This is a genomic window from Exiguobacterium sp. KRL4, assembly GCF_001870785.1.
GTDB lineage: Bacteria > Bacillota > Bacilli > Exiguobacteriales > Exiguobacteriaceae > Exiguobacterium_A.
Window position 1 is genome coordinate 64,073 of sequence record NZ_MOLV01000027.1, and the last position, 17,245, is coordinate 81,317.

The window sequence follows — 17,245 nt, forward strand, 5'->3', positions numbered from 1 at the left end:
GAGGTTATTCAAATGGGTCTAGGAGAAGATATCAAACGCTTAAAGGGATTTGACGGATCGACACACGTGCTGTCGGTCTATCTCAGTACGGCACCGGATAAACGGAACCAGTGGGAGACGATCCTGCGGAATGAGAAAAAACGTTTGTTGACGGAACAGGAGGATAAAAAAGCCGTCGAAGCCGTCTTTTTGAAACTCGAACAGGCAATCAATAATCAGCGGACGAGTTTACTGCGCAGCATCGTTGCTTTTGTTTCAAGCGATGATTCATTGCATGAAGTCTATTTTCTGCAACTCGATGTGACGGATGAAATCACTTATCATCCAAAACCAAATCTCAATCAGCTTGAAGTCCTCGATCAACAGTTCCCACGGACGGGTATCGTGTTGACGAACCTTGATTCGGCGACCGTCCTTGACGTCCGGTTAGGTGAGGTCGATGCGACCCATGACTACGAGCTGGATCTCGATACCGGACAATGGCGACGTTATCAAGGACGAAGCAGCCGGAGTGGAGCTTCAAGCAGCAGTCAAACCGACGATTTCCGGGACCGGGTCGAAAAACAGGCGGAACGGTTTTACCGGGAACTGTCGGGTGAGGTCGAAAAACTGAACCGGTCGCTCGGTTGGGAGCAGATTATCGTCATCGGTGAACGGTCACAGGCAAACTTCCTTGAACAGGCGTTAACGACGAAACCAAAGGAAGTCATTCATAAAAATTTGTCACAATCGAGTCAACAACAGATTCTGAAGCAGGTTTTTTAACGGTCGACGTCTAAAGTATAGCTTTAGACGTTACATAAGGAGTGAAGACAGATGTTCATGCACCACATCACGGATCAATTGAGTTTGAAGTTGATTGAGCGCCAGGATTCAGAGGCACTGTATGCGCTGGTCGACGCCAATCGGGAACATTTGCGGGAGTGGCTCGGCTGGGTCGACGGGGCGACCGGACCGGACGTCTACCGAAACGAAATCATTCCGGCCTGGTTAACAGATTATGCGAACGGAAACGGGTTTGCCTGCGGGATTTATTATGATGGCGAACTCGTCGGGACGGTTGCCTTACATGAAATCAATCAGGCGTTACGCCAAACCTCGATCGGGTATTACCTGACCGGGAAAGGGCGCGGAAAAGGATTGATGACGACCATCGTCGCTTTCATCACCAACTATTGTTTTACGACGCTCGACTTGAACCGGGTCGTCATCGAATGCGCGGTTGATAACATACGGAGCCGAAAGATTCCGGAACGCCTCGGGTATCAGCAGGAAGGAATCCTTAGGGATGCGGAGAAGTTGTACGGCACGTATCATGATATTGCGGTTTACGCCATGCTCGCACGGGATTGGTCATATGCCGCAATCAGGTCTGATCGGCAAGCGAGCCACCGCTCGAACTGACATGAAAGGGAGAGGGACGATGGTTAAATTTGAAAAAATGTCGGAAACGGCGTACGAAGCGTATCTACCGGAAGCGATCAAGGAGTATGCACAGGAGAAGGTCAAGGCCGGGACATGGGCAGAGGTCGAAGCGGTCGATCGTTCGGCGGCGGAGTACGCCCAATTGTTACCGGACGGGATTCAAACGAAACAGCATTATCTGTTTTCGATTTTGGACGATGCAGAACAGTCACCAGTCGGGATGATCTGGTTTCAATTAAGTGAATCGACGCACGGACGGACGGCTTTTATTTTTGATTTCCGGATTGAAGACGCCTTTCAGGGGAGAGGATACGGGCGGCAGGCGATGGAGATGCTCGAACAGGTCGCAAGACGGATGAACATCAAAAAAATCAAATTGCACGTCTTTTCCCATAACACCCGAGCGATTCATCTGTATGAAACGACGGGATTCATCACGACGGATTTACATATGACCAAAACGTTGAATTGACACACAAATACCTCTGCTGTCCATTTCCCGGACCAACAGAGGTGTTTTACTATCTTCAGCGCCAGGTCTGAAGGGTATTCGCGAACTGGATATCGGTCTCGATTTCGCCGTGGACGTGCGTTGACGTAAAGTCGTTTCCAGCCAGCCAGTCCTTAAAGTCAAACTCGACCGGTTGCTGGTCGCCACCTAAAGCAAACCAAACTTTCATGTCCGACGGGAAATAGGCTGACGTGTGAATCGTCCCTGCCCAGTGGCTGTAGAGATCGGAAAAGACACCTTTATCGGAATCGTTTAACAGACGGAACGCTGATTCCGCGTCTTGAATCAAATGTTGGTGCGTCTTCAGCTCCATCATCCGCCGTTTCGAGTCGTTGAGGTGGAACCGGTTTTCGTGTTGCAACAAATCAAAATGATTCGTACAGAGATTCGTCTCCCGGACTTCGATGTCCCGTGCCGTCGCCTCGATGACGAACGACCGGTTCGAGCGGTCATGGACGACGTAACTGAACGATCCCCGGTGCGGCATCTCCTTGACAAGCGAGATGGCATCATCGACGGACGTACACATCTCGAGGATGATCCGTCCGATCATGAAGCTGACGAAGCCATCGCCCGGCCGGCGGCGGTTAATGAAATTGTAGCCCATCGCAAGACCATGTTCGTTCATCCCGTCCATTCGTCCGGTGACGCGGGACGCCGGTCCGATGATGGCAGAACCGCCGTCGGTCGGTTGGAAGACGGAAAAGCGTCCATCGTATGTCATCGGATGATAATCGTAGTTGCGGACGAGGAAATTATCGCCGGTCATGATCGAACAGCCACTTTTTGGTCCTTCGACCCGGTAATGACCAAAGTGGAGCAATGTATCGGCGAGTGATAATTCCAGTTCATCCTGTAAGCCGAGTAACTCGTCCCAGATGTGGGGAGCGTATCGAAGAAACATCTCTTTCGTTTCTGCAGGATCGACTTGAAAACGCGGGACACGGATCTTCCAGTTGTCTTCGCGGTTATGAAGCAGTTCATTCCGTTTGACGTAACGGCCCTGTTCGCGACCAAACTCGTAATGCGTCCCGCGGAACTGCGTGATTTCGTTTGAGACAGACTGCACAGCGTTCACTCCTTTTGTTTCTGTATGATTCTGATTATATCGAATCCGGTACTCACTGTCGTAACCGAGGGCTTGGAACAACACATTGCTCACACCAATCATGAAAAAACACTGAATAATTTGAACAAGTTACCGATAAAGGAGGTGGAGGGATGAGAACATGAAAAATTTAACGGTACGAAAAAAGATCCAACTGTTGATTGCGACAGCCATCATCGCCATGATTTTACTGGCAAGCGCGGGGCTTTATTTCTTGAATCAGATGTCAAAGGCGTCGGAAGCGATGTATCAGGAAAATCTGCTGCCTGTTCAGGAAGTCGCTCAAATCCGGATTGATACGCGGGCACTCGACTCGTTTCTGGTCGAGATGATTCTAACGACGGATCCGAAACGGATTGAAGAATTGGGAGGAGAGATTGATACACGTCAAGCCCAAATCCGGTCGTCTTTAGATACATACGAACGTACGGCCAAGATGACGGAGCAATCAAGCAAGCAACTGGAAGAATTGAAGAACAATGTAATAGCATATGATAATGGGATGAGCATGGTTCAAGACTTTGCGTCACGAAATGAAAATGAAGACGCCTATAAGAGTTATTCAGAAAACCTGGAGCAAGTCCGAGATAACGTCGCGAACTCGGCAAAAAGTTTGATGAAGACGATGACGAAACAAGCGAAAGACATCAATACGTTGAACCAGCAGGAACAACAAATGGCATTGTACATCATGCTTGGTATTTTTGTCATCTCCCTGTTGTTGTTCGCAGGTCTTGCAATTTATATCACACGTCTGATCACACAACCGATTCGTTCGTTGCAAGGCTGGATGAAACAGTCCGGTGAAGGTGATTTGACCGTCCGTGGGGATTACGTGTCAAAAGACGAACTTGGTCAATTGACGACATCATTCAATACGATGACGGAACAATTACATGGAGTCATCATCGAGATGACGGATACGTCGCAGCATGTCGCGACGGCGTCGGATGAGTTAAGTACGAATGCGGAAGCGACGACCAAAGCAACGGAAATGGTGGCTGTGACGATGGAAGAAATCGCAAGTGGCGCAAGCCAACAGTTAAACCAAGTCTCGGGTGCGTCGCGGACCGTTCAGGACTTGACGGCAGGCGTCAGCCAAGTCGCCGGGAATGCCCAACAGATGACGGACGCGACGAGTGACGCGATGAGTAAAGTCACCCACGGCGGACAAGTTGTCAGTCAGCTTGGTCAGCAGATGGAACGGATCAACACCGACTTCACGGAACTGGGTCAAGTCATCGTCGGCCTCGGAAACCGGTCGCAAGAAATCGGTCAGATCACGGACTCGATCACGGGCATTGCCGCACAGACGAATCTATTGGCACTGAATGCCGCCATCGAAGCGGCTCGGGCCGGTGAACAAGGACGCGGATTTGCTGTCGTCGCTGCGGAAGTCAAGACGCTTGCCGAACAGTCGGCACTCGCCGCGAAACAGATCGAGAGTTTGATAAAGGTCATTCAGCGCGAGACGGAACAATCCGTTGTCTCGATGGAAAAGGTGACGGCACAGATGACGAACGGGATTCAAGTTGCGGGAGAAGCCAGTGCGTCGTTCAATGCGATCGAACAGTCAATCGGGGACGTGACCGGACAGGTCGAGGAAGTCTCCGGTGCCGTTCAAGAAATGGCCGCCGGCAGTGAACAGATTGCTGCCGTCATGCGTGAGATTCAATCGGTGACGGAAAGTACCGCTGCCGGGACGGAAAACATCTCCGCTTCGACGGAAGAACAGATGGCCTCGATGCAGGAAATCTCATCGGCTTCGCAATCGCTTGCGACGATGGCCGACGATTTAAAACGCTTATCGAGCCGTTTTCAAGTGTAAGGAGTCAAACAGGTATCCCAAGCGGATGCCTGTTTTTTTTATGGGAAAAGCAGGAATTCAGCAGGGGAGAATCGTAATTGATTAGGAATAGTGAAAAGGAGGTTACGGACATGGGACCACATGAAATCATTGAAGCCATGATGTTGTTCGCTGTCGTGATTCCAATCATCGTGTTGGGCATGAAATTAAAAACGAAATCGAGAGGACGCGTCCTGATGTTTAGCCTGGCTGGTGTCATCTGTATCGCGTATGGAGCTTACTTGATGATCTATCCGTATTATCTTGATCAACGAAGTGCGAGCAATGCTGAGCAGGTCGAGATGTATCTCGAGAAGACCTATCCGGGTGAACGTTGGACGACAATGACTGTTCCTTATTGGGAAGAACAATATAAGCATCTCAATCCGTATAAAATCGACGTCGTCTTTGGCAATGAACCGGATGCCGTCTATACCTACACTGTAAATGATAAAGGAAACGTGGAGCTCGTCGGATTTTCAACCAAAAACGATAAAGATAATTTTAGGCATTTGGAGGAAAAACGAGTCATCAACCGAAAAAACAGTCCCGCCTGATGGCGAAACTGTTTCAGAACTCCCGTCAAGACGTTAACGTCTTTCCTTTTTGCGATGACATGGTCGACATCGTTTTAACAGCGAAGAAGGCGATCAAACCGAAACCAACTTTGTTCGTCAAATCGGCAAAGTTGTAGATCAGTTCACGGACGAGCTGGATTTCGACCCCCGGCGCAAACAACGTGACCGCATAGCCGATCGGATAGATGGCCCAACCGATCAGGATGAACAACCGCATCTTCAACAGTGCATCACGAATCGGCGCCGGTTTGTTTTCAGCAGCTTTCGTGACGTTCGTAAACAGCAGATAGATGATATAAATCCAGGCGAGACAACCGATCAGATACGACCACAGTCCGAGTTGGGTGAAACCGCCGGCGATATTGATCGACGATTCTCCGATATAGCCCCCGACGATCATGATGATATCGGCGATGATCAGTTTCGTTAACAACGACCGCCCAAGTCGACCTTTCAGACCAAGCAATAACGGAAACTTGACGAGCAACAGCGGCGTCGTGACGAGCCAGTCGATATAGCGGATTTCCGTTGGGAAACCATCGATTTCCGATAACAGACCGGACGTTCCGACGGCGTCCTTCATGAAGTAATAATGGATGGCAGCAACAAAGGTGACGAGTGCGGCGACGGTGGCGGTGGATCGGTATTCCGGTGCAAGCGAATTCCGTTCGACTAAAAAGTAGAGTGTCCCAGCAGCCATGCCGACGAATCCGACCCAAAACATATACTGCGTGGCAAGGACGAGTAAATTGACTTCTTCCATGAACATTCACTCCTTCATCACACAAAACACGCGCTTCTATATGTTTAGTATAGAGCGATGGACGCAAGAACAAGTTATTCCAATCGTTAGGAAATGTGCTGATTCATACTTTGATGACACAAGTTGGACGCACTTTTTGAACCGTTTGGGACGAAGAAGCCAAAAACATCAAAATGGAGGAATTCAGATGCCCTTTCCCACTTTAGAAACGACACGTTTACAGCTCGTTGAGGTGACACCCGAGCATGGACCAGCGATATTTAATATTTTATCAAACGAAGCCGTCACCCGTTTTTACGGGATGGATCCGTTACGTGAAACATCCGATGCCTTGAACATTATTGACTCGTTCAAACAGACGTATCACAGCGGCCAAGGAATCCGCTGGGGAATGGTCATCCGGGAAACGGGAACGTTCATCGGGACGCTGGGTTTGAATCATTTAAGTCGTTACAGCAAAAAAGCGGAAATCGGTTTTGAGCTTGACCCTGCGCATTGGCGACGTGGCTATGCAGCAGAAGCGATTCAAGCTGTTTTGGAATATGCGTTCAAGACACTTAAATTACACAGAATGGGTGCGGTGACGTTTCTAGAAAATCAAACTTCAATCGAGCTGCTGACGCGGTTTAGATTTGAAGAAGAAGGTGTGTTGCGCGGCTATCTGTTCCAAGGCGGGACGTCGCATGATGGCCGAATTTTCTCTTTATTGCGCCCGGACTATCAAGCGAGCGTGCAAGAACGTAAACAGGAAAACCGGGTATGAAAATCAACCGGATCGATCATGTCAGCATCAACGTCTTGGACCTTGCTGGAGCGACACGTTTTTTCGTCAGTTTGGGATTCGTCGTCAAAGGCGAATGGGACTCGTCCGGACCGCAACTCGACCGGATCACCGGTCTGCGTGACGTCAAGACTTCGTGTGCCGCTCTCGGCGTACCTGGCGGAGAGACGTGGCTAGAACTCGTTCAATATCAGGCTCCGGTCGATACCGGTCAATCATCAAACGAAGTCAACGCGGCAGGTCTCCGTCATCTTTGTCTTAACGTCGAGTCGCTTGACGCGATGATGACCATCGTGAACGAGCAGGGCTATACTTCGATCAGTCCGGCAGAGCAGTTTGGAGAAACGTACCGAATTTGTTATGTCAGGGGACCGGAAGGCATCATATTGGAAATAGCGGAAACCGTCTTAAACTAAAAGAGGGAAAAAATGTTTCGTAACCCAAAAGGCAGCACCCAAATCTGGCTCAATGATCTTGGTGTTTGTTTATTCGTCCTGATCGGTCTGACGCTTGCGACGCATCCTGTCGTTATCACGGCATCGGGACAGTTGATGTACGATGAATCAATCTGGCTGAATACAACGGAAATGAACAAATTCATCACTTTTTATTTTTCCGCGTTCTTTGCCTATTTTTTAATCGTTTACCTTGTTCATGCTAGAAAATCGAATGAAAAGAACCGTTAACGTCTTGTACATACGGTAATTTTTAAAATTTAAAAAGGGAGGTGGACAAAATCCACCTCCCTTCGTTGTGCCGAAATCATCTGTTGTATCCAATTGAGAATGTAAGACGGATCCTAACAACAACTGGATGATGCTTCGGTTGTAGAAATCCGACAAACACCTGTTTCCGGTAATTTCAACCGGATCTGTTTTGCGCTTATCGTATCTCCTGTTAAATGTGCGACGATTGACCGGATTTGTTCATAACCGGTCGTTAAAAGAAAGGTAGGCGCGCGTCCATAACTTTTAGAACCGATGATATAGAAGTTTTTCTCCGGTTGTCTTAATTTAGCTTCGCCGTGCGGCCGTACCGTTCCACAACTGTGCAGGTTGGGATCAATTAACGGAGCAAGCTGACGGGTGCTTTCGGTAATGAAGTCTACATCCAACCGAATTTCACGCAGGAATGTAAAGTCGGGTCGGCTTCCGGTCAAAACGATGATTTCCTGTACAGCGAGCTGTCGGTGATCGATACTAATCAGTGAAATGCCCTCGTTTGTCGATACGATTTCCGCGACTTTAAAACCGGAATGAACAGTGACGAGACCAGACCCGACAAGATTACGTGCCGTTGATCCGAGTTGACCACGTTCGGCTAACTGATCATTCTCTTCTCCACCAAACGCTTCGACTACGTCTGTTTTACGGATAATCCAGTGGATGTCCGTCTCAGGATAGTCTTTTTTTAATGCCACCGCACTCATTAATGCCGTCAGAGCGGAATGTCCGCTCCCGATAATCGCAAGACGTTGATTGGCGTATCGATTGATTTCTTGTCGGAAATTCGGAATCGTATGCGTCACGCGTTCGATGAGCGAATCGTGCGGATGTCCCGCGCTAAACATGGAATTGGGTTGCCCCCATACACCTGTCGCGTCTAAAACAGCAGCGGCTAAAAAACGACGTCGCCCCGTTGGTGTTTGGACGATGACTTCGAAGGGGGACAGTTGACGATCCGTTGTCGTCATTTTATCGATGCCTTGACGCGAAATCGAGATGACCTGATGCTCTAGATACAAATTTTCTGAAATGGTCGGCAAGGCGGCAAGTGGGCGCAAATAGTACTCCAATAAATCATGACCGGTCGGAAAAGCCTCTGCTTCCGGATGCTCCCACCCGCTCTGACGTAATTGGACAGCGGCGACAGGATCGATGTTGTATTCCCAATTTGAAAACATTTTTACATGTGACCATGTCTGGATATGTGTTCCGATATCGGGACCGGCTTCGAGAATAGAAAAAGGAAGACCTTGCTGAGACAGGTGTGCGGCGGCAGCGAGTCCGATCGGACCGGCACCGATGATGAAAATCGAATGAGAAAAAGATTGAGCGGGCATAAAATCACTCCTTTTATTTGTATTTTGCAAACTTTAAGATAACGTTTTACAGCAGGAATCACTGTTGAGCATCGCATCGTTTAACAATTCGATGGATTGAAGAACGGTTGCTTTCTCAAACGAAGTCATCTTTTGAAAGATCTCTTCAAGGTAGTTGTTCATTTCAGAATCAATCCCGTCTGCCACCTGTTGACCGAGTGGAGTTAAAAAAAGTAATTGAATCCGGCGGTCCTCGGAAGAGGGGGATTTTAAAACAAGCTCCCGTTTGATCAACGTCTGGATTTGCCGGCTAAATGTTGTAATATCCATGCCTAATGAGTCTGCAATTTCCTGCATCGCTGACCCGGGGTGTTTCGAGACTTCAAACAAGATATGGCTCTGGGCGAGCGAAACCTCTTGATCCAGAACGGAACAACAGTTTTTATTCAACAGTCCAAAACGACGCGTGAACGTCTGAAAAATTTCACGGGGTTCTTGCATGGGCAGCTTCTCCTTTGTCTTGTGATTGATTATCTTAGTTATAATGGATTAATTTGCAATTTGCAAGTAATTGTTTTTAACTAATTAGTAATACACGAAGGAGGTCTTATCATGATCATTCGGAAAATGAATGCAGATGATCGACTACAACTGTTCAACATTTATCTGCAAGGAGTGGAAGAAGGGAATGCCACTTTTGAAACGGATGTTGATGAACGGAAGTGGTGGCATCAGATGAAAGAAGCAGACGTATTCGTGATCGAGGAACAGACGGTCGTCGTGGGTTGGGTCAAGATGATGCTCGTTTCAGCAAGACCCGTTTACCAGGGAGTAAGAGAGCTGAGTCTTTATGTCGACCGGGCGGAACGGGGAAAAGGATACGGCAGTTTGTTATTACAGCATATGATTCTTTTTGCTGAAGACAGCGGGATTTGGACACTACAGTCACACATCTTCCCGGAAAACAAAGCCAGTCTGACCATCCAACAGCAGGCAGGATTCAGGATTGTCGGCAGACGTGAAAAAATTGCGCAACATGCTGGTCAATGGCGGGATACGTTGTTGTTGGAGCGAAGAAGTCGAAAGATGGATTAAATCTATTGAATAACCCATACGTTATATAATACAATCGTTATATAAAGAGCGGAGGGGCTAATCATGACACGACCAGTGATTTATTTTCTTTGTACGGGAAACTCATGCCGGAGCCAAATTGCAGAAGGCTTCGCGAAACACTATTTGCCGGACTGGGACGTCCATTCAGCCGGGATCGAACAACATGGCTTAAATCCCAAAGCTGTCCGGGCGATGCAGGAACAGAACATTGACATTTCCGGGCAGATGTCCGATTTGATTGATCCGGATCTCTTGAAACGGGCGACGATCGTTGTCACCTTGTGCGGGGATGCCCGTGACAATTGTCCTGTCATTCCTTCGCATGTCCGGCAAGAACATTGGGGATTTGATGATCCGGCACGCGCAACCGGAACGGAAGCGGAACAATGGGCTGTCTTCCGACGGGTCCGCGATCAAATCGCAGAACGGATTCAACGATTCGCTAATGAAGAGGCAAGTAACTGAACTTGAAAGGAGGAACACCTATGATCGAGACGACGAACCGTATTGACGAGATGAGTCAGTTCTTAAAACTGCTCAGCGATGGCACACGTCTAGAAATTTTGCGGCGATTGCACGTCCGGGAACATTGTGTCTGTGATTTTGTCGAGATGTTTGATATCTCACAACCCGCCGTCAGTCGCCATTTGAAATTATTACGCCAGTCGCAAATCATCCTGGAGCGGCGTGAACGGCAATGGATTCATTTCCGAATCAATCCGGACCACCCGCAGCATGAGTTATTGCTGACGATTCTAAACGCGATGGATCTGCCGGCGATTCCGAAAAAAAATTGCTGAGAGGGTATAGTGGCAGCGGGGGACAGTTTCCCTTGCATTCCATATAACAATAAGGTTATGTTATATATAACGAATGAGTTATATAAAGATTAAGGAGCTGAACGAAAATGAAGAAAATTGAGATTTATGATCCGGCGATGTGTTGTCCGACCGGCTTATGTGGACCATCGATTGATCCGGAACTGACCCGAATGGCGACGGTCGTCCATGCCTTGAAACAACAAGGTTATCCGATCGAACGGTTTAACTTAGCAAATGAGCCGGCTGCATTTGTCGGAAATCAGTTGATTAAGGAAGCGATCACGGACGGTGTCGACGTTTTGCCGATCACACTTGTCGATGGAGCAATCGTCCGTCGTCGCGGCTACTTGTCGAATGCGGAACTTGCGGAATTGACAGGCTTAGAAGAAAAAAGTTTTGCTGTCGTCAATGGACAGAAACCGAAGATTCGTTTGACTCTAAAATAAGGACGTGACGAAGATGGAACAGTTAACCCTGGATGGACTACAATTGACCCGTTACTTGTTTTTGACCGGAAAAGGCGGCGTTGGGAAAACATCAACGGCTTCACTTCTTGCCATCGAACTGGCGGACATTGGTAAACAAGTCCTACTTGTCTCGACCGACCCGGCAAGCAATCTTCAAGATGTCTTTAAGATGGGACTGACGGAAGAACCGACCGCCGTTCCCGGTGTCGATCGCCTGTTCGTCGCAAACTTCGATCCGGAGCAAGCGGCAGCGGATTATAAAGAAGCCGTCGTCGGACCATACCGGGGCATTCTGCCGGATACAGCCATCCGGTCGATGGAAGAACAATTGTCCGGTGCCTGTACCGTCGAAATCGCAGCCTTTGATCAATTTACCGGGTTGTTGGCAGCACCTGACGCAAAACAGACGTACGACCACATCATTTTTGATACGGCACCGACGGGACATACGTTACGGTTACTCAGTCTGCCGAACGCGTGGAACGTGTATCTCGATGAGAATACGACCGGCACGTCTTGCCTTGGACCACTCGCAGGTCTGACGGAGAAAAAAACACAATATGAACAGGCGACGGAATTGTTGGCCGATCCGGCGGAAACGACCTTAATTCTAGTGGCCCGTGCGGAAGCATCCACGTTGACAGAAGCAGCCCATGCTTATCAGGAACTGCATGCGCTTGGCATTCAAAATGCCCGCTTGATCGTCAATGGGATGTTGCCGGTGACAGCGAGTCGTGATATGTATTATCAAGCTTTCTTACATCGTCAGCAAGAAGCCCTCAATACGTTACCGGATGTCTTCTTACAAGAAGTACCGCTGTTTAGCTTGCCCTATGCGCCAACGAGTTTGATCGGGGTTGATCAACTCCGCAACTGGTTGACGGAGACGGAGCAACCGATGACATCGATGGAGCGGAATCAGCTCGACGTCCCGGCGTTGTCGCATTTGATTGAACAGTTAGATGCATCAGGTCCAGGCGTCATTATGACGATGGGTAAAGGCGGGGTCGGCAAGACGACGATGGCGTCGATGATTGCGATTGCTTTGACGGAACGTGGACACGACGTTGTTTTGACGACGACGGACCCGGCAGCGCACCTTGAACTGACGATTGAGACGAACGAAAACCCGCATCTTGAAATCAGCCGGATTGATCCGAAGGTTGAAATTGACCGTTATACGGCGCAAGTCTATGCGGCGGCGGGTGAACTGACGGATGAAGCCCACTCGTTACTCGCAGAAGACTTAAAATCACCGTGTACCGAAGAGATCGCCGTCTTCCGCGCCTTTGCCGATACCGTCGCCCGGGCAAACGACCGATACGTCGTCATCGATACGGCACCGACGGGTCATACGTTATTGTTACTCGACGCGACGGAAAGTTATCATCAGGAAATGGAACGGGCGACCGGTGCCGTTCCGGAAGCGGTTAAATCATTGTTACCGCAACTGCGTGACGCAAGCCGGACGCATGTCATCATTACGACACTCGCGGAAGCAACACCTGTTTTTGAAGCAGGGCGCCTGCAGGAAGATTTACGCCGTGCCGGAATCGAACCGATGGCCTGGATTGTCAATCAATCGTTTGCCGCGACGGCAACGCATGATCCGATTCTTGGTCATAAAGCGGAAGCAGAACGGCCTTGGTTGGAAGAAGTCGACCGATTGAGCCAACAGATGGCCGTCGTCGCCTGGCAACCCGAACCGGTTTCCGGATATCACCACCTACTCGCACTTTCGAAAGGATGAATTCTATGCAAATCACACCTGAAGCGGTCACGTATCTGAAAGAACAAGTGGAACACGAACAAGCACCCGGCATTCGCCTCTATCAAGCCGGACAAGGCTGTTGCGGACCGAGCTTCGGACTCGGATTCGGGGCCGGCGAAACCGGTGATCAAATCAAAGACTTTGACGGATTGGCGCTGGCAATCGACGGGAATTTAGCGGATGTCAGTCATGAGATCACCCTTGCACTGGAAGAGACGGACCAAGGTCCGCAAATCGTCCTCCTCGGCGCATCAAACTGTTAAACAGTAAATTCGAAATTTAAACCAGAAATGAAGTGAACGCATTGACCGGCACACATCTACTTGCGATCGGGATTTTCCTGATCACGTTATTTTTAATCATCAAACAACCAAAAGGTCTCGGCATCGGCTACTCCGCGATGGGGATGGCACTAATTGCCTTACTGACCGGCGTTGTGAATCTCGATGATGTCTCGACTGTTTGGGGCATTATCTGGAACGCAACGTTTACCTTTATCGCCCTGATCATCATCTCGTTGATTTTGGATGAAATCGGCTTCTTCGAATGGGCGGCGCTTCATATGGCACGCATCGCAAAAGGCGGTGGTGTCAAACTCTTTGTGTACCTGACATTGCTTGGTGCCGTCGTTGCCGCGTTGTTTGCGAATGACGGCGCAGCGTTGATTTTGACGCCGATCGTTCTCGCAATCGTCCGCTACTTAAAATTACCGGACTATGTCGTCTTGGCGTATGTATTCGCATCCGGCTTCATTGCCGATACGGCGAGTTTACCGTTCGTCGTCTCAAACCTCGTCAATATCGTCTCGGCCGACTTCTTTGAGATCGGCTTTACGGAATATGCCGCACGGATGGTGTTCGTCAACGTCTTTTCTGTTATCGGCAGTCTGCTTGTGTTGTATTTGTACTTCCGGAAAAGTATTCCGAAGACTTACGACGCCTCGCAACTCGTCGCCCCACATACAGCGATCAAGGATCATCGGATGTTCAAATTATCGTGGCTGGTTCTTATTTTGCTTGTCGTCGGCTACTTCACGAGTGATTTCATCGGGATTCCGGTCAGTCTCGTTGCCGGTGTCATCGCCTTGTTCTTCCTGTTGATGGCGCGTCGTTCACCAAGCGTACCGACGAAAAAAGTCATCGCCGGCGCACCGTGGGCAATCGTCTTCTTCTCACTCGGCATGTACATCGTCGTTTATGGTCTGCAAAATGCCGGATTGACGCAAGTTCTCGCGGATGTCATTGACGGTTTTGCGACGAATCTGGCAGCTGCGACGTTCGGCATGGGCTTCCTCGCCGCCATTCTGTCATCGGTCATGAACAATATGCCGACCGTGATGATTGATGCGCTCGCCATCGACCTCAGTCAAGCGACCGGAACGATTCGGGAAGCCTTGATTTATGCCAACGTCATCGGATCCGATCTCGGACCAAAGATTACACCAATCGGCAGTCTGGCGACCTTACTCTGGTTACACGTTCTCCGGACAAAAGGTGTCAAAATCGGTTGGGGACAATACTTTAAGATCGGAACGATTCTGACGATTCCGACGCTTGCGATTACATTGCTCGGATTGTACATCAGCTTACTACTTTACTAAGGGGGATTTTTTTATGAAACTGCTTATCATTGGTTCAGTCGCCGCCGGAACATCGGTTGGCGCAAAAGCACGCCGCAACAGTGAAGACTTACAGATTACGATTTATGACCGCGATCAGGACATCTCCTATTCCGGTTGCGGGATTCCGTACTTCGTCGGCGGTGAGATTGCCGACATCGACGAATTGACACCACGCGATGCCGCATTCTTCAAAAAACGTTATAACATCGACATCCACACAAGACACGAAGTCGAATCGATTGATCACGCAACGAAAACAGCAACCATCATTAACCTGACGACTGGTGACAAGTTTACGGATACGTACGATACGCTGGTGCTTGCGACCGGTGCGTCAAGCATCGTTCCGCCGTTCCCGGGTGTCGATCACGACAACGTCTTTACGGTCCGGAATGTCCGGAATGCCGATGCCATCCGTTCATATATCGAGACACATGATCCGAAAACAGCGACGATCGTCGGGGGCGGCTTCATCGGTCTTGAGATGGCGGAGCAGTTGACGTACCGCGGGATTCAGGTGACGCTCGTCGAACGTCTGCCGCAAGTCATGCCGCCGCTTGACCGTGACATGGCAGAACGGGTTGCTGATCATTTAAGAGATAAAGGCGTCTCACTGTTGCTGGGTGAATCAGTGACGGCATTAAACGGGGCGGAACGGGTCACGGACATCGCCCTTGAGAGTGGCAAATCGATTGAGACGGATCTCGTCATCCTGTCAGTCGGTGTCAAACCGAATACGGAGCTCGCCAAACAAATTGGTGTTGAGCTTGGTCAAACGGGCGCAATCGCGGTCAACCGGAAGATGCAGACGAATCTGACTGATGTTTATGCTGTCGGTGATGTCGCGGAAAGTTTCTCCGTCATTACCGAAGAAGCAATTTATCGTCCGCTTGGCTCGACCGCCAACAAGATGGGGCGGATTGCCGGGATGGTCATCACTGGGGAAGAAGCGGAACACCGCGGTATTCTTGGAACCGGCATCTTCAAAGCATTTGATCTGACGGTCGCACAGACCGGTTTGACGGAAAAAGAAGCACGGGAAGCCGGATACGACATCGAAGTTCTCCACAATATTAAACCGGATCGTCCGGAATATATGGGTGGAAAAGAAATGACGATCAAGGCGATTGCCGACCGGGCGACAGGACGGGTCCTTGGCGCACAAATCGTTGGGCCGCAAGGGGTCGACAAGCGGATTGATGTCCTCGCGACGGCAATTACGTTCAAGGCAAAAGCAGAAGATCTGTTCCATCTTGATCTTGCCTATGCACCGCCATTTGCGACGACAAAAGACCCGGTCCTTTATACCGGGATGGCGCTCGACAATGCGATTAAAAAAACAGCCCGTCTGATGACACCAAATGAGTTGATCGAACAAGTCGCCGGCGGCAAGTCGTTCCAAATCATTGATACGCGCTCAAAAGCCCAGTTCGAAAAAAATCACGTTGACGGAGCGATCCACATCCCGCTCGGTGAACTGCGGACACGGGCGAAAGAACTTGATCCGACGTTGCCGACGATCGTTTATTGCAACAAAGGGGTGACCGGGAATGCCGCTCAAAACGTGCTCAAGAACCTAGGTTTTACGGATGTTTGTAATTTATCCGGCGGTAATAAAAACTATCAGCATTGTAAAAAGTTTTTAGCTAATTAATCATTTCATACGAAGAGCGGTTCCTCCTTTTGGAAGAACCGCTCTTCGTATGAATACAACTTGACGTGACAATTTATCAAAATTAGGCGATTCATCTCCCACTTTCACTTCGTTTAGAAGTGGGCGTATTCTCGCCTAATTTTGATAAAGTGAACGGACAAAACCTATCATCGATATATATCCTCCCTTTTAGTAGATTATGTGTGAAGCATATCATGAGAAGTTTATTGAACTACCTCCACCTACGCTTCACTTAGAGGTGAAGGATTCCTGAGTTATCCGACCTGACGGTCGAAACCTGATCAGGCTAACCCCGTCGTTCCGACGGTTGAAGAAGCTAAAATGCGTTCTGCTTCTTGTTTGAGATTCAGTCCTGCGTTCACATCTCGGTCGTGATGGATCCCGCAACTCGGGCATGTCCATTCACGCAAGCCGAGATGTTTCACGTCTTTGTGTTGATGTCCGCAACTGGAGCACAGTTGACTGGAAGCGAAGGTCTTGCCGACTTTCACGACGGTCTTCCCGTACCATTCTGCCTTGTACTCCAGCATGTGGAAGAACGCCGACCAACTGACGTCCGAGATGGACTTGCTCAACTTGCGATTCCTCTGCATGTTCTTCACCTGCAAGGTCTCGATGCCGATGACGTCGTGGTTTTTGACGATCTCGGTCGATACCTTGTGCAGGAAGTCTGTTCGCTTGTTGGCGATCTTCTCGTGGATACGGGCAACCTTCCGCCTAT

Annotated in this window: 21 protein-coding genes; 16 read left to right on the top strand and 5 right to left on the bottom strand. The window is 49.3% G+C overall.

Annotated elements, in window-relative coordinates; genetic code table 11:
• The first annotated feature begins 12 nt into the window (after positions 1–12).
• The 3 genes from BLD48_RS13565 to BLD48_RS13575 are packed head-to-tail and all read left to right on the top strand — an operon-like array spanning position 13 to position 1,897.
• Complete coding sequence (locus tag BLD48_RS13565) at positions 13–765, top strand: VLRF1 family aeRF1-type release factor (protein WP_071500684.1); 753 nt, start codon at positions 13–15, stop codon at positions 763–765.
• Between the two features lie 51 nt (positions 766–816).
• Positions 817–1,404, top strand: a complete 588-nt coding sequence (locus BLD48_RS13570) for a GNAT family N-acetyltransferase (RefSeq protein ID WP_071500685.1) — start codon at positions 817–819, stop codon at positions 1,402–1,404.
• A 19-nt stretch (positions 1,405–1,423) separates the two neighbouring features.
• Entirely contained in the window at positions 1,424–1,897 is a 474-nt protein-coding gene (locus BLD48_RS13575; protein WP_071500686.1) for a GNAT family N-acetyltransferase, read from the top strand.
• 55 nt (positions 1,898–1,952) lie between these two features.
• Here BLD48_RS13575 and BLD48_RS13580 read toward each other — a convergent pair whose 3' ends face one another.
• Positions 1,953–3,005, bottom strand: coding sequence for a C45 family autoproteolytic acyltransferase/hydrolase (locus tag BLD48_RS13580; protein ID WP_071500687.1), 1,053 nt, complete (start codon positions 3,003–3,005; stop codon positions 1,953–1,955).
• A 160-nt stretch (positions 3,006–3,165) separates the two neighbouring features.
• Between BLD48_RS13580 and BLD48_RS13585 the strand changes: the two genes are divergently transcribed.
• A complete protein-coding gene (locus BLD48_RS13585) occupies positions 3,166–4,872 on the top strand; it encodes a methyl-accepting chemotaxis protein (RefSeq protein WP_071500688.1) in 1,707 nt (568 codons plus the stop codon).
• A 110-nt stretch (positions 4,873–4,982) separates the two neighbouring features.
• The gene (locus tag BLD48_RS13590) at positions 4,983–5,447 is read left to right on the top strand and encodes a hypothetical protein (RefSeq protein WP_071500689.1); all 465 of its coding nucleotides are present in this window, start codon (positions 4,983–4,985) and stop codon (positions 5,445–5,447) included.
• Positions 5,448–5,472: 25 nt separating this feature from the next.
• Here the strand turns inward: BLD48_RS13590 and BLD48_RS13595 are convergent, their stop codons facing one another.
• Complete coding sequence (locus tag BLD48_RS13595) at positions 5,473–6,231, bottom strand: bacteriorhodopsin-like (RefSeq protein ID WP_026831280.1); 759 nt, start codon at positions 6,229–6,231, stop codon at positions 5,473–5,475.
• A gap of 187 nt (positions 6,232–6,418) precedes the next feature.
• On the opposite strand from BLD48_RS13595, the gene BLD48_RS13600 reads away from it, so the two are divergent.
• From BLD48_RS13600 to BLD48_RS13610, 3 genes are read left to right on the top strand one after another with little or no spacing between them, the layout of a single operon-like run.
• Positions 6,419–6,994, top strand: coding sequence for a GNAT family N-acetyltransferase (locus BLD48_RS13600; protein WP_071500690.1), 576 nt, complete (start codon positions 6,419–6,421; stop codon positions 6,992–6,994).
• On the top strand, positions 6,991–7,428 hold the full coding sequence (locus BLD48_RS13605) for a VOC family protein (RefSeq protein WP_071500691.1): 438 nt from the start codon (positions 6,991–6,993) through the stop codon (positions 7,426–7,428). The genes BLD48_RS13600 and BLD48_RS13605 overlap by 4 nt, the downstream gene beginning before the upstream one ends.
• A gap of 12 nt (positions 7,429–7,440) precedes the next feature.
• On the top strand, positions 7,441–7,698 hold the full coding sequence (locus BLD48_RS13610) for a hypothetical protein (RefSeq protein ID WP_071500692.1): 258 nt from the start codon (positions 7,441–7,443) through the stop codon (positions 7,696–7,698).
• Between the two features lie 113 nt (positions 7,699–7,811).
• Here the strand turns inward: BLD48_RS13610 and BLD48_RS13615 are convergent, their stop codons facing one another.
• Both BLD48_RS13615 and BLD48_RS13620 read right to left on the bottom strand, forming a co-directional pair.
• Entirely contained in the window at positions 7,812–9,074 is a 1,263-nt protein-coding gene (locus tag BLD48_RS13615) for an NAD(P)-binding domain-containing protein (RefSeq protein WP_071500693.1), read from the bottom strand.
• A gap of 33 nt (positions 9,075–9,107) precedes the next feature.
• Positions 9,108–9,554, bottom strand: a complete 447-nt coding sequence (locus tag BLD48_RS13620) for a MarR family winged helix-turn-helix transcriptional regulator (protein WP_071500694.1) — start codon at positions 9,552–9,554, stop codon at positions 9,108–9,110.
• A gap of 111 nt (positions 9,555–9,665) precedes the next feature.
• Here BLD48_RS13620 and BLD48_RS13625 point away from each other — a divergent pair, with 111 nt between their 5' ends.
• The 8 genes from BLD48_RS13625 (at position 9,666) to BLD48_RS13660 (ending at position 16,503) form a co-directional block, all read left to right on the top strand.
• Positions 9,666–10,148, top strand: coding sequence for a GNAT family N-acetyltransferase (locus BLD48_RS13625; RefSeq protein ID WP_071500695.1), 483 nt, complete (start codon positions 9,666–9,668; stop codon positions 10,146–10,148).
• Between the two features lie 63 nt (positions 10,149–10,211).
• The gene (gene arsC / locus BLD48_RS13630; protein WP_071500696.1) at positions 10,212–10,634 is read left to right on the top strand and encodes an arsenate reductase (thioredoxin); all 423 of its coding nucleotides are present in this window, start codon (positions 10,212–10,214) and stop codon (positions 10,632–10,634) included.
• Positions 10,635–10,654: 20 nt separating this feature from the next.
• Positions 10,655–10,969: an ArsR/SmtB family transcription factor gene (locus tag BLD48_RS13635; protein ID WP_071500697.1), complete on the top strand. Its 315-nt coding sequence runs from the start codon at positions 10,655–10,657 to the stop codon at positions 10,967–10,969.
• Between the two features lie 107 nt (positions 10,970–11,076).
• Entirely contained in the window at positions 11,077–11,436 is a 360-nt protein-coding gene (gene arsD / locus BLD48_RS13640) for an arsenite efflux transporter metallochaperone ArsD (RefSeq protein ID WP_071500698.1), read from the top strand.
• Between the two features lie 13 nt (positions 11,437–11,449).
• Positions 11,450–13,207 carry an arsenical pump-driving ATPase gene (arsA, locus tag BLD48_RS13645; protein ID WP_071500699.1) on the top strand — a complete coding sequence of 586 codons (1,758 nt, stop codon included), beginning with the start codon at positions 11,450–11,452 and terminating at the stop codon, positions 13,205–13,207.
• A 5-nt stretch (positions 13,208–13,212) separates the two neighbouring features.
• Positions 13,213–13,491, top strand: coding sequence for a hypothetical protein (locus BLD48_RS13650; RefSeq protein WP_071500700.1), 279 nt, complete (start codon positions 13,213–13,215; stop codon positions 13,489–13,491).
• A 32-nt stretch (positions 13,492–13,523) separates the two neighbouring features.
• On the top strand, positions 13,524–14,828 hold the full coding sequence (locus tag BLD48_RS13655; RefSeq protein WP_071500701.1) for an arsenic transporter: 1,305 nt from the start codon (positions 13,524–13,526) through the stop codon (positions 14,826–14,828).
• Positions 14,829–14,841: 13 nt separating this feature from the next.
• The gene (locus BLD48_RS13660; RefSeq protein WP_071500702.1) at positions 14,842–16,503 is read left to right on the top strand and encodes an FAD-dependent oxidoreductase; all 1,662 of its coding nucleotides are present in this window, start codon (positions 14,842–14,844) and stop codon (positions 16,501–16,503) included.
• Between the two features lie 302 nt (positions 16,504–16,805).
• Here BLD48_RS13660 and BLD48_RS13665 read toward each other — a convergent pair.
• On the bottom strand, positions 16,806–17,245 hold a 440-nt coding region (locus tag BLD48_RS13665), incomplete at its 5' end, for an RNA-guided endonuclease TnpB family protein (protein WP_143082946.1).